Annotated in this window: 11 protein-coding genes; 8 read left to right on the top strand and 3 right to left on the bottom strand. The window is 48.7% G+C overall.

Annotation, left to right across the window (positions count from 1 at the left end):
- Window positions 1–114 precede the first annotated feature (114 nt).
- From MD588_RS04670 to yajL, 5 genes are all read left to right on the top strand, one after another.
- On the top strand, window positions 115–1,497 hold the full coding sequence (locus MD588_RS04670; RefSeq protein WP_322784234.1) for an AmpG family muropeptide MFS transporter: 1,383 nt from the start codon (window positions 115–117) through the stop codon (window positions 1,495–1,497).
- Between the two features lie 360 nt (window positions 1,498–1,857).
- Window positions 1,858–2,670 carry a nucleoside-specific channel-forming Tsx family protein gene (locus MD588_RS04665; RefSeq protein WP_265695743.1) on the top strand — a complete coding sequence of 271 codons (813 nt, stop codon included), beginning with the start codon at window positions 1,858–1,860 and terminating at the stop codon, window positions 2,668–2,670.
- Between the two features lie 349 nt (window positions 2,671–3,019).
- A complete protein-coding gene (locus MD588_RS04660) occupies window positions 3,020–3,859 on the top strand; it encodes a nucleoside-specific channel-forming Tsx family protein (RefSeq protein ID WP_265695742.1) in 840 nt (279 codons plus the stop codon).
- A gap of 149 nt (window positions 3,860–4,008) precedes the next feature.
- The gene (gene panE / locus MD588_RS04655; RefSeq protein WP_265695741.1) at window positions 4,009–4,917 is read left to right on the top strand and encodes a 2-dehydropantoate 2-reductase; all 909 of its coding nucleotides are present in this window, start codon (window positions 4,009–4,011) and stop codon (window positions 4,915–4,917) included.
- Window positions 4,907–5,530 (top strand): protein deglycase YajL, encoded by a 624-nt coding sequence (gene yajL, locus MD588_RS04650; RefSeq protein WP_265695739.1) that lies wholly within the window; start codon window positions 4,907–4,909, stop codon window positions 5,528–5,530. The genes panE and yajL overlap by 11 nt, the downstream gene beginning before the upstream one ends.
- 78 nt (window positions 5,531–5,608) lie before the next feature.
- On the opposite strand, the gene thiI is transcribed toward yajL, so the two are convergent.
- The 3 genes from thiI to pomA form a co-directional block, all read right to left on the bottom strand.
- Window positions 5,609–7,057, bottom strand: coding sequence for a tRNA uracil 4-sulfurtransferase ThiI (gene thiI, locus MD588_RS04645; protein WP_265695737.1), 1,449 nt, complete (start codon window positions 7,055–7,057; stop codon window positions 5,609–5,611).
- A gap of 161 nt (window positions 7,058–7,218) precedes the next feature.
- Window positions 7,219–8,139, bottom strand: coding sequence for a flagellar motor protein MotB (locus MD588_RS04640; RefSeq protein ID WP_265695736.1), 921 nt, complete (start codon window positions 8,137–8,139; stop codon window positions 7,219–7,221).
- 10 nt (window positions 8,140–8,149) lie between these two features.
- Entirely contained in the window at window positions 8,150–8,911 is a 762-nt protein-coding gene (pomA, locus tag MD588_RS04635) for a flagellar motor protein PomA (protein WP_265695734.1), read from the bottom strand.
- Window positions 8,912–9,121: 210 nt separating this feature from the next.
- On the opposite strand from pomA, the gene xseB reads away from it, so the two are divergent.
- Genes xseB through dxs form a run of 3 tightly spaced genes read left to right on the top strand, consistent with a single transcriptional unit; the run spans window position 9,122 to window position 12,143 of the window.
- Window positions 9,122–9,364 carry an exodeoxyribonuclease VII small subunit gene (gene xseB, locus MD588_RS04630; RefSeq protein WP_265695733.1) on the top strand — a complete coding sequence of 81 codons (243 nt, stop codon included), beginning with the start codon at window positions 9,122–9,124 and terminating at the stop codon, window positions 9,362–9,364.
- Window positions 9,357–10,259, top strand: coding sequence for a (2E,6E)-farnesyl diphosphate synthase (ispA, locus tag MD588_RS04625; RefSeq protein WP_265695731.1), 903 nt, complete (start codon window positions 9,357–9,359; stop codon window positions 10,257–10,259). The genes xseB and ispA overlap by 8 nt, the downstream gene beginning before the upstream one ends.
- A gap of 24 nt (window positions 10,260–10,283) precedes the next feature.
- The gene (gene dxs, locus MD588_RS04620) at window positions 10,284–12,143 is read left to right on the top strand and encodes a 1-deoxy-D-xylulose-5-phosphate synthase (protein ID WP_265695730.1); all 1,860 of its coding nucleotides are present in this window, start codon (window positions 10,284–10,286) and stop codon (window positions 12,141–12,143) included.
- Window positions 12,144–12,185: the final 42 nt, after the last annotated feature.

Below are 12,185 nucleotides of genomic sequence, written 5' to 3'. Positions count from 1 at the left end.
TAGGAACCAGCAACTCGCGTCGCACATCTTTTTACTGTTTTTTTACTGAAGTTCGCAGTCGCTTAGTCTTATAATCGAGAATCAAGCGGCATGCATAATGATTTTGAGGAAACCATGGAGCAATCGATAGAAGACAACAAGTTGGGGTGGCGGGTCTATTTTGAAAAGAAAGTGCTGATCATGCTAGCACTGGGTTTTTCTTCCGGTCTTCCCCTGCTACTGGTTTTCGGCACCCTGTCATTTTGGCTCCGCGAAGCCGAGGTGAGCCGCACGGATATCGGCTTTTTCAGTTGGGTGGCGTTAGCCTACGGCTTTAAATGGATCTGGTCACCGCTCATTGACCGGTTTCCTATTCCTTTGTTATCAAACCTTTTGGGTCGTCGTCGCGGCTGGATGGTATTCTCGCAGCTTCTGATCATAGCCTCACTCTGTGGCATGGCGATCAGCAACCCGCAAATCGATTTGGTACAACTGGCTATCTTTGCCGTGATTGTTGCCTTTTCCTCCGCCTCGCAAGATATCGTTATTGACGCTTACCGAATTGAAATGGCATCGGAAAGGCTACAGGCTGCACTGGCAGCGGCCTACATGACCGGCTATCGGTTAGCGATGATTATGGCGGGAGCCGGTGCGCTAGCGCTTGCGGCCTGGTTTGGCTCCGACAGCGGTTATGATGTCAACGGCTGGAAACATGCCTACTTCATCATGGCGGCCCTGATGCTGGTTGGGCTGATCACGGCACTATGCATTCATGAACCGGAAATCGACAGCTCTGAGATAGACAATGCAGAGCGCAGCTACCGCCAACAGCTAACCGACAAGGGGATGCCTCCCAAGCAAGCAAGACTCATTGCCTGGTTCTATACCGCGGCTGTCATGCCATTCAAAGATTTTTTCTCCCGCTACGGGCGTGATGCTTTACTCATTCTGGTACTTATCGGCTGCTACCGTATTTCAGATGTGGTTATGGGAGTGATGGCCAATGCCTTTTATGTCGATATGGGCTTTAGCAAAACAGAGGTAGCTTCAGTATCGAAAATCTATGGTGTGATCATGACATTACTCGGTGCCGGACTAGGCGGTATTTTGGTTAGCCGGTTCAATACACTGCGTATTTTAGCGTTAGGTGCAATCCTGGCTGCAGCAACTAACCTGCTGTTTATGCTATTTACCTATATAGGAAACAGCCTGCCAATGTTGACACTGGTGATCTCGGTTGACAACTTAAGTGCCGGTATTGCCACCGCCGCTTTCATTACCTATATGTCTAGCTTGACCAATGTCGCATTTTCAGCGACTCAGTATGCCCTGTTCAGCTCAATCATGCTGTTGTTCCCTAAATTCATTGCCGGTTTCTCCGGCCTGTATGTTGATACGTTTGGCTATAATATTTTCTTCCTTACCACCGCATTAATTGGTTTGCCTGTTTTGCTGCTCATCTATGCGGTCGACAGAAACTCAAAATCATCGACAGAAATCAGTTCACAAGCGGGCTAATCACCGGCTACAAGCTATTTGTTAGCGTCCTGTAACAAAAACGGGAAGTATTCTGTTGATACAGAATACTTCCCGTTGTCATTTTCCTACCTTTTCATTCTGAAGAAGCATCGAAAAAGCACGGTTAGATGTGTGGTTTAACACTTAGTTCAGAAAACATTCAGGAATAACACAAAAAATACCGATCGAGATCACCAATATCCTGATTTGTAATCGATTACAGAAGATCAAGCTCACGTTTAGGAAAGGATTGCGCAATCGTTACATTCACAAGGGTGACATAAAGCAATAGAATTGCAGCCATAAATAAGGGCACCCCAAAAAAGCCCAATTATTAAATACAATTAGCGAGAGTTAACCATGCGTAAATCACTAGTAGCACTAAGCGTATTAGCAGCAACAGCTCTACCTGCAGCAGTAAATGCAGCAGACTATTCTGATGGCATTCACAAGAATGACTACAGCTGGTCACAGTTCAACCTAATGTATGCTATCGACGAAAAAGGCGCAGGTGCAGAATCAAGCCACGATTACCTAGAAATGGAATTCGGCGGCCGCTCTGGTATCTTCGACCTATACGGTTACGTTGACGTATTCAACCTGACTAGCGACAAAGACAGCGACAAAGCTGGCGCTGAAAAAATCTTCATGAAGTTCGCACCACGTGTATCTCTTGATGCAATGACTGGCAAAGACCTGTCTTTCGGTCCAGTACAAGAGCTTTACATTGCAACTCTTATGGAGTGGGGCGGCAACGCTGGTGTTAACAACCAGAAAATCGGTCTGGGTTCTGACGTAATGGTTCCTTGGTTAGGCAAAATTGGCCTGAACCTATATGCTTCATACCGCGGAAACGACCATGAGTGGAACGGTTACCACCTTGCGACTAACTGGTTCAAGCCATTCCACTTCTTCGACAACGGCAGCTTCCTGTCTTACCAGGGCTACATCGATTACGAATTTGGTCTAGAAGATGACGCAGCTTTCCAATCTAGCACTGGCGGCGCGATGTTCAATGGCCTGTACTGGCACTCTGACCGCTTTGCGGTAGGTTACGGTCTGAAACTATACAACAACGTATACGGTTTCGAAGATGGTGAAGCTCTACCATGGGCACCAGAAGCAGAATCTTCAGGTGTTGGCCACTACGTAGCAGTTACTTACAAGTTCTAAGTTAATTAGTACTTGGCATGATAAAAGGCACCTTCGGGTGCCTTTTTGCTGTTCATCTGTCCCCACTCTCAAAATTAAGAACGAAATTAATTCCGAGCCTTCCCCGCCTTCTCCTTCATTTTATTCATAAATTTTTACTCCATTTCCTGTCAGCAACTGAGAATGGCGGCTTAGCTTTAAGACAAAACAACAGAGCTGAGAATTTACGCTAGCCTTTGCTATATAAGTGCAACGCATATTTTTACTCCCATAATGCACTTATTTCACACTTCTGACCTCAGTCGCCCTCCCCTATGGGTGAAGGAAAGAAGAACAATAGCAATGGCAAATGGCTTGCGAGAAATTCATCATGTATAAGACACTGACAGCCCTCAGCATTAGTTCGGCACTGGCCTTGTCCGGTGCGTGTTTTGCCGTCGATTACTCTGACGACATCCGAAAAAATGACTACAAATGGATGACCCTGAATGTCATGCAGAGTATCGATAACAAAATCCCCTTCGGCTTCCAGGACGATACCTATTTCGAGATGGAATTTGGTGGGCGTTCTGGTTGGCTTGATCTCTACGGTTATCTGGACGTGTTTGACCTGTTTAACTCCAGTCAGTCTGATCGTAACAAACCTGAAGGCAGTGATGATTTCGCTGATAACTTCTTCTTCAAATTTGCTCCCCGCCTCTCCATTGATGGTATGACAGGTAAAGATCTGTCCTTTGGCCCGGTACAGGAGCTCTATATTTCCACCGTGACCAATGTGGGTGATAACGCATTGTTCGAACACTATATCGGGATTGGCTCGGATGTTCAGGTACCATGGTTTGGAAAAATCGGACTCAATACCTATGCCCGTTATGTACGGGAAAATTTCGGTGCCGATAATGAAGGCGACTGGGATGGCTACATGGTATCCACCAACTGGTTCAAGCCTTGGTATACGCTAAGCGGTGGCCACTTCATTACCTATCAGGGGTATATCGATTACAAGTTCGGCGCCTCAAAAATCTCTGACGATGTCAATCGAACAACAACAGCACTCGAGTGGTTCAACGGTATCTACTATCACACCCCACAGTGGGCCTTTGGCTATGGGGCAAAGTACTATCACAATATGGCACTGTTCAAAGATGGCGGTTTTGCCGGAGATACAACGGGTTGGGGCCATTACTTATCAGTTAACTACAAATTTTAACTACAGCTGAGGAGCCTCCACCACCGACTCTAAAAGGCACACCATTTGGTGTGCCTTTCGTTACCATTCAAACAGCGCAACAGAAAGTGGTATCCTGCCTCTAATACCAAACCAATAATCACAACAAAGAAGTTTAAAGGGGATACCTGGTGAAATTTACCATTGTCGGTGCCGGTGCCATCGGCCGTTTATGGGGATGTAAACTGGCAGAAAAACATCAGGTTCAATTCTGGACCCGAGATAGCACCGCCACAACTCTGAGCGTTGATTTCACTCCGCTCGACTCTGGGCAAGAGCTGAAAACCTATCATTTTGATACCAATAATACCGTTCAGCTAAAGGCCGCAAACTGCGTTCTAATCACCGTAAAAGCATTTCAGGTCCAGCAGGCTATTACTGACATCACGCCTTTTCTTTCACCCGGGATACCAGTAATTATTATGCACAACGGTATGGGGAGCCAACAACTAGCCTTGCAGCTATTGCCGGATAATCCGCTTCTCTATGCGACAACGGCACAAGGTGCCTTCCGTGCTGACAACCTGCTGCTCAACCACACAGGGTTAGGGCAAACCTGGATCGGCGCTTTGAATCCTGCCGGCACAGCCTATAAACATCTCGCAACCTTGCTCGATCAGGTCCTTGCTCCCTGCCAATGGCATGATGATATTAATACGCCACTGTGGCAAAAACTGGCAATCAACTGCGCCATCAACCCACTCACCGCAATTCATCAATGCCGTAATGGCGCTCTTGCAAAGCCGGAGTTTGACTCGCAGCTTGATCAGATCTGCAATGAAGTGGCCTTAGTCATGACTGCAGAAGGCTATCCCACCCGAGGAAGTAATCTCAGGAATTTAGCGAATAAGGTCATCAGGGCAACCGCAGAAAATTTTTCTTCAATGAATCAAGACATTTGCCAGCAAAGAACCACAGAAATCGACTATATTACTGGCTACCTCATCGCTCGGGCAGAAGCACACCAGATACAGGTGCCGGTGAACACCCGGGTATGGCAACAAATTAAACAACTGGAGCAAAACTATAATGACCAATGACGCTCAGCAGCAACGTCCGATTAAAGTGGCGGTGTGTATCGCCCCCGGTACCGAAGAGATGGAAGCGATCAATACTATTGATATCTTGATCCGTGCCGGCTTCGAGGTCACCACGGCCAGTGCAGCATCTGACGGCGCATTGATTGTTGAAGGCTCGCGAGGCATCAAACTGGTTGCTGATGTACCGCTAGTGGCTATTGCCGATGACCCGTTTGACTGTGTCGTCCTGCCCGGCGGCCTCGGCGGCGCCGAATGCTTCCGAGACAGCCCGTTACTGGTTGAATTTGTCAATCAGCATAAATATGACGGCAAGTTAATCGCTGCGATCTGTGCCGCCCCAGCAGTCGTTCTGGAGCACCATCAGATGTTCCCGAAAGCGATCATGACCGCCCACCCGGCATTTATTGACCAGATCCCGGAAGATCGCCGACGGACCAAGCGAGTCGTCTTTGATGTCAACGGCAACCTGCTAACGAGCCAAGGGCCAGGCACCTCGCAGGAGTTTGCGCTGGAAATCATTGTCCGCCTAGTTGGCAAAGAGAAAGCCGCCGAGGTTGCCAAGCCGATGGTTGTATGGCCGAACATGCACTACGACGTGTTGCCAAGGGTATAGGTTAGAAGGTAAAAAAAACGAGAGCCAAAAGCTCTCGTTTTTATCTGGGACCTTGTCTCTAGAAACTAGGATCTGCCCTTATGGACGATAAACTTTCACGTTATCGAAGCCATTTTCTTTCAGGTACAGTGCCTGAAGGCGGCTCATTACACCACGGTCGCAGTACAGCAGATAGGTCTTATCTTGCGGCAAATCACCGAACTGAGTCGCCAACTTGTAGAACGGCAGGTGCTTAACCTCAACGTTTTCAAGTTCTAGCGGGCTCTCATCTTCTTCATCCGGGCTACGAATATCCAAAACAATCGCTCCCGTATCGATCTGGTCAACCAACTCGATTTCCGGAGCCTGCTCCTGGCTTTCTTTCTCGATGTCACGGATATCGATCACGCGGGCCTCTTGAACTACACGGTCAAGCACAGTGAAATCAAACTTAGCCTCTTCCGCTTCCAGTTTTTCTTTCACCGCTTTCACTGTCGGACTTTTAGAGATCACGCCACAGAACTCTGGCATTGTTTTCGCAAAATCTTCGGTACCGATTTCACGAGCAACATTGATGATATCTTCTTTATCCCAGTTGATCAGCGGACGTAGAATCAATGATTCGGTTACACCGTCGATATGACGAAGGTTAGTCAATGTCTGGCTAGATACCTGACCAAGCGCTTCACCGGTTACCAGCGCCTGAATGCCAAAACGCTCGGCAACCTGACCTGCTGCTCGCATAAACATACGCTTCAGCACCACGCCCATCTGACCATCATCAACATTTTCCAAGATTTCAGCCACTACCGGCTCAAAGTCAATCGCGATAAATTTAACTTTGGCTGATGAACCGAACTTTTTCCATAGGAAATGCGAAACCTGCTTAACACCAATTTCATGAGCCGGGCCGCCAAGATTGAAGAAACAGTAATGAACTTTACTGCCGCGCTTGATATGCAGATAGCTCGACACACCCGAGTCAAAACCACCGGAGATCAGGCTTAGTACATCTTCCTGCGTACCTAGCGGGAAACCACCAAGGCCTTTATGACGAGCCAGTACCTGGTTCAATTTGTCATTGGAAACTTCGATTTTAACCGTAACATCTGGTTTTTTAAGTTTAACCGACGCCGACTCCACAGCCTGATTCAAACCACCACCGACATAGCGCTCAAGCTCAATCGAGGTAAAATCGTGGTTACCGGCACGCTTTGCACGCACGCAAAACGTTTTGCCTTCAATATCATCGCGGACGTGCGCTAGCGTCTGCTCATAGATATCGTGCATGTCCGTAAAGTCAGTCTGCTTCACTTCCAGCGAATGGTGAATACCAGGCGTTTGCGTTAATACCGTCAACACCTGATCTCGAAGGCTATCATCTTTCGACGACACTTCGATATGACTTCGACGGTTATAAACCGACACTGAATCAGACACACGCTGAAGAATAATGCGGATGTTGCTTTCCAGGATTTTGGTAAAGCGCTTTCGAACCGACTCACTTTTTACAAAAATCTCAGGATGGGGTTTAACGATAAATTTCATAACACGCTTCGCTACACAGGGCCAAACAATACCAAAAGGATTAAAACCAAAAGGAATCAAAGGCGCGGATTATACAGCAAGCAGGCTGTTGCTGAAACAAGGATATACAAGGTGGTATCATCCACCTTGTATATCATCCCACTAATAGGTTTAGTGTAGGCTTAATTTCCGGCGCTAGTGACTTCATCCGTATAATGCGGTTTGCCCTGCATAATCGAAATTTCTACCCTGCGGTTCTCAGTACGCTGTTCTTCGGTCTTATTACCATTTAGCGGAGCAGTATCGGCCAGCCCGACAACACGCAGACGCTTATGATCAAAACCATCAACTTTTTCCATCTCCTGAGCAACCGACACCGCACGTTGGGCAGACAAATCCCAGTTAGAACGATACAGCTCGGAGTCCAGTTTCTGATTATCAGTATGGCCAGAAACGCGAACGACACCTGGGATATCTTTCACCAAGTCAGCCACTTGCCGCACTAAAGGACGGAACTTCGGCTGTAAAAATGCCGAACCGGCAGGAAATGCGCCGCGCTCTTTAATCCGGATCACCACCTGTTGACCAAAGTTTTCTACTTCTACCGCTCCATCTTTGATTTCACGATCAAGCGCCTTTTGCAGCACTTCCAGTAGTTGTTCCTGCGACTCTGACATTTCAGACTCACTGTTTTGATTGAGCTGTGTCGCGACTTCCGCGCTCTGCCCCCCGGTTAACTTACCGGCATCACGTTTGGTACCACCGGCACGTTCGGATTCCCCCTCATGGAAATCCAGCGAGCGCTGCGTCATATCAATGGTCTGTTGCATGATGACTTCAATCGGCGTGGGTTCAGGGCGTCCCGGACGAAACTCCTGAGCGATCACACTGGTTCCCTTCGGAATATCTTTTACTTCCAGCATATTCTGGACACCGAAAGCAAATTTCATAGAACCTGCTATCTGCTTGAATTTCAAGACGTCCATTTCAGAGAATGACAGTAATAGTACAAAGAAACACATCAACAACGACATCAGGTCAGCGAAAGTCCCCATCCAAGCAGGCAGTCCCGGCGGGGGACATTTGCAGTCATCTTCTTCCATCCTCGTCCCCTTAACCGTCTAGATCCAGCGCACGCTTTTTCTCATTGAGGTAATTTTTGAGGTAGCCATCAATCACGCGTGGATTCTGGCCATCCTGAATAGCGAGCACCCCATCCATAATCAAACGACGGTTAAGCTTCTCCTCGTCTTTACGCAGAGTCAGTTTTGCGGCAATCGGCAAGCAAACCATGTTGGCAAAAACAGCCCCGTACAAGGTTGTCAAAAGAGCTACGGCCATGGCCGGACCGATCGATTTGGGATCATCCATATTCGACAGCATGGCAACCAAACCAATCAATGTCCCGATCATTCCCATCGCCGGTGCCACATCACCCAGCGCCTTAAAAATACTAATGCCCTGCTCATGGCGCTCATTTGTCAGGCCAATGTCTTTTTGCATGGTTGCCCGCACGACATCGGCATCATGGCCATCAACCAAGAGATCAATTCCTTTACGCAAAAACGAATTCTCGACCTCCATCTCTTCCAAAGCCAGGAAGCCGCCTTTACGTGCCGCATCGGCCATTTCAACGACCTTGGCAATTAATTCTTCAGGGTTATCGGTTTTGAACATAAATGCTTTGGCCGCAATTTTAGCTGCACCAAAGAACTGTCCCATGTTGTATTGCATCAAAGCCACGAATAACGAGCCACAGAATACAATCAAAATTGACTGTGTATCTATGAACATGCCGATGCTACCACCTAACACCATTGCCATGACGACAAAGGCGAAGGAGCCGATCAAACCTATAAGGGTAGCCAAATCCACCAGAAACTCTCCACTTACGCCGCTTAGCTTAAACTATTCAAGGGGTATTCTATCGAACTCCTACTATATCGGCACCCCCATCAATTGATTTAGGGATGAAACTATAAAAGCTGAAAAATACTGTTCTGAGACACACAATCCTGTGAGATAATTTGACCCAGAATACTCACTACGTTATTTTTCCTGCACTTAAATCACAGTGAACCCTTTATGGCAGCTAAAAAACCAGAAAATATGGCGTTTGAAGCCGCACTGGATGAACTTGACAGCATCGTAAACGAGCTGGAGTCCGGTGATATTGCGCTGGAAGATGCGCTGAAAAAATTTGAACGCGGCATCGCGCTAGCCCGTAGCAGCCAGCAAAAACTGACTCAGGCCGAGCAACGAGTAGAAATTCTGCTTCAGGCAGATGATGAAGCCCCTCTGACTGAGTTTGATCCAAGCAATGAATAACACCTCGTCTCTGTCACAGTCTCAGCAATATTACCTTAAGCGTAATAACCAGCAGTTGGCCCAATGGCTGGCAACGCAGCCTTTTGCCGATCAGCGTCTTATCAAAGCCATGGAGCACGGTACCTTGCTTGGCGGTAAGCGGGCTCGTCCGTTTCTGACCTATGTTACCGGCCAGATGCTCGGTGCCAGCTATGACGACCTTGACACTCCGGCGGCAGCAGTAGAATGCATTCATGCCTATTCGCTTATCCATGATGATCTGCCGGCAATGGACGATGATGCCCTGCGCCGCGGCCAGCCGACCTGTCATATCGCCTTCGATGAGGCAACGGCCATTCTGGCTGGCGATGCCCTGCAGACGCTGGCATTTGAGATTTTGGCTGCCGGCTCATTGAGCGAACACGGTGAAAAGTACCGAATCCAGATGATCAGAGAGCTAGCGCAAGCCTCTGGTGCTGCCGGTATGTGTATGGGACAGGCACTCGACCTGGCTGCCGAAGGCCAACAGGTATCGCTACAGCAGCTTGAAACCATCCACAAGCACAAAACCGGCGCGTTAATCCGCTGTGCCATCCGCCTTGGCGCCCTTGCCGCAGGTGATAAAGGGGCAGAAGTACTGCCACAGCTCAACCAATATGCAGATGCCATCGGCCTTGCCTTTCAGGTTCAAGACGATATTCTTGATGTAACCAGCGATACGGAAACCTTAGGAAAACCGCAGGGTTCTGATATTGAAATGGAAAAAAGCACCTACCCGGCACTGCTTGGATTAGAGGGTGCAAAAGAAAAAGCTCAGCAACTTTATCAAGAAGCGCTACAAGCATTGAACGCAATACCCTACAATACAGACCAATTAGAAGTTTTTGCCCGATACGTCATCGAGCGCAATAACTAAAATCAGTAAAAGCGCCGAAATGTTATGACACTGGATATTTCAAAATACCCTCATCTGGCTCTGGCAAACACCCCAGATGAACTTCGCTTATTGCCGCAAGACAGCTTGCCAGCAGTTTGTGATGAGCTACGTACCTACTTGCTGAAAACGGTAAGTCAAACCAGCGGTCATTTTGCCTCCGGCCTGGGTGCCGTCGAGCTGACCGTTGCATTGCATTATGTCTACAATACCCCGTTCGATCATCTGATCTGGGATGTAGGCCATCAAGCATACCCGCACAAAATCCTCACCGGACGCCGCGAGCAGATGTCTACTATCCGCCAAAAAGATGGGGTGCACCCTTTCCCATGGCGTGAAGAGAGCGAGTACGACGTATTATCTGTCGGTCACTCCTCGACCTCTATCAGTGCCGGCCTAGGTATGGCGATAGCCGCTGAGAAAGAAGATCTCGGCCGCAAAGTAGTCAGCGTGATCGGTGACGGTGCGATAACGGCTGGGATGGCCTTCGAGGCAATGAACCATGCAGGGGGCGTACATTCAGATATGCTGGTCATTCTGAATGACAATGAGATGTCCATTTCGGAAAACGTCGGCGCCCTGAATAATCACCTGGCACGATTGCTGTCAGGCAGCCTCTACACCACGATCCGCGAAGGCGGCAAGAAGGTGTTGGCAGGCGCGCCACCGATTAAAGAGTTGGTCAAGCGCGCGGAAGAACACATTAAAGGCATGGTTGTCCCTGGCACCATGTTTGAAGAGCTGGGCTTTAACTACATAGGCCCGGTTGACGGCCATGATGTCGAAGAGCTGGTCAAGACACTGAAGAATATGCGCAACCTGAAAGGGCCGCAATTCCTGCACATCATGACCAAAAAAGGTAAAGGCTATGCTCCAGCAGAAGCCGACCCCATCAATTATCACGCCGTACCTAAGTTCGATCTGGCCCAGAACCCAATTCCAAAAGTGAAAAGTCAGCCAACCTTCTCCAATATCTTTGGTGACTGGTTATGTGATATGGCCGAACAAGACAGTAAGCTGATGGCTATCACCCCGGCGATGCGCGAAGGTTCGGGAATGGTACGCTTCTCGAAAGAGTACCCCGAGCAGTATTTCGATGTGGCGATTGCCGAGCAGCATGCCGTAACACTGGCTACCGGTATGGCTATCGGCGGCTACCATCCTGTGGTAGCAATTTACTCCACCTTTCTACAGCGCGGCTACGATCAGCTGATCCACGATGTTGCGATCATGGACTTACCGGTCATGTTTGCAATTGACCGTGGTGGCCTAGTCGGTGCCGACGGCCAGACTCACCAAGGTGCCTTTGACCTGAGCTTCATGCGCTGCATTCCGAATATGGTGATTATGGCACCGAGTGACGAGAACGAGTGTCGCCAGATGCTCTATACCGGTCACCAGCACCAAGGGCCAAGTGCCGTCCGCTACCCGCGGGGAAGTGGAACGGGTATTACACCATCCCACGAAATGACAGCGCTGGAAATCGGTAAAGGGATCATCCGTCGTGAAGGCGAGAAAATTGCCATACTCAACTTCGGTACAACCTTGAGCTATGCCCTTGAAGCGGCAGAAAACCTCAATGCCACGGTTGCCGATATGCGTTTTGTGAAGCCGCTGGATGAATCCTTGATTCTCGAACTCGCTGCCAGCCACGATGTACTGGTCACAGTGGAAGAAAATGCCATTGCCGGCGGTGCAGGTAGCGGTGTTATTGAGTTCCTGATGAAACAAAAGGTCCTCAAGCCTGTGCTTAACATCGGTCTGCCTGATCGTTTTATCGAGCAAGGCACCCAAGCTGAACTCCATGCCCTGCTAGAAATCGACGGTCCGGGTATCGAGAAGCAAATCCGAGCATATATCGGCTAGATACGAGATCCTAGCTCCTAGATTTTTCCTCTAGGAGCCAGG

Origin of the sequence: Photobacterium obscurum, from assembly GCF_026191635.1 — a bacterium.
In the GTDB taxonomy this organism is placed as follows: domain Bacteria; phylum Pseudomonadota; class Gammaproteobacteria; order Enterobacterales; family Vibrionaceae; genus Photobacterium; species Photobacterium obscurum.
Note: the sequence above shows the minus strand (reverse complement) of the source record. Positions and strands in the feature narration are given on the sequence as shown.

What these genes read in the sequence shown, in the direction of transcription:
- MD588_RS04670 (WP_322784234.1), top strand. Translation starts at nt 115, where the DNA reads ATGGAGCAATCGATAGAAGACAACAAGTTGGGGTGGCGGGTCTATTTT.
- MD588_RS04665 (WP_265695743.1), top strand. Translation starts at nt 1,858, where the DNA reads ATGCGTAAATCACTAGTAGCACTAAGCGTATTAGCAGCAACAGCTCTA.
- MD588_RS04660 (WP_265695742.1), top strand. Translation starts at nt 3,020, where the DNA reads ATGTATAAGACACTGACAGCCCTCAGCATTAGTTCGGCACTGGCCTTG.
- yajL (WP_265695739.1), top strand. Translation starts at nt 4,907, where the DNA reads ATGACCAATGACGCTCAGCAGCAACGTCCGATTAAAGTGGCGGTGTGT.
- thiI (WP_265695737.1), bottom strand. Translation starts at nt 7,057, where the DNA reads ATGAAATTTATCGTTAAACCCCATCCTGAGATTTTTGTAAAAAGTGAG.
- MD588_RS04640 (WP_265695736.1), bottom strand. Translation starts at nt 8,139, where the DNA reads ATGGAAGAAGATGACTGCAAATGTCCCCCGCCGGGACTGCCTGCTTGG.
- xseB (WP_265695733.1), top strand. Translation starts at nt 9,122, where the DNA reads ATGGCAGCTAAAAAACCAGAAAATATGGCGTTTGAAGCCGCACTGGAT.
- ispA (WP_265695731.1), top strand. Translation starts at nt 9,357, where the DNA reads ATGAATAACACCTCGTCTCTGTCACAGTCTCAGCAATATTACCTTAAG.
- dxs (WP_265695730.1), top strand. Translation starts at nt 10,284, where the DNA reads ATGACACTGGATATTTCAAAATACCCTCATCTGGCTCTGGCAAACACC.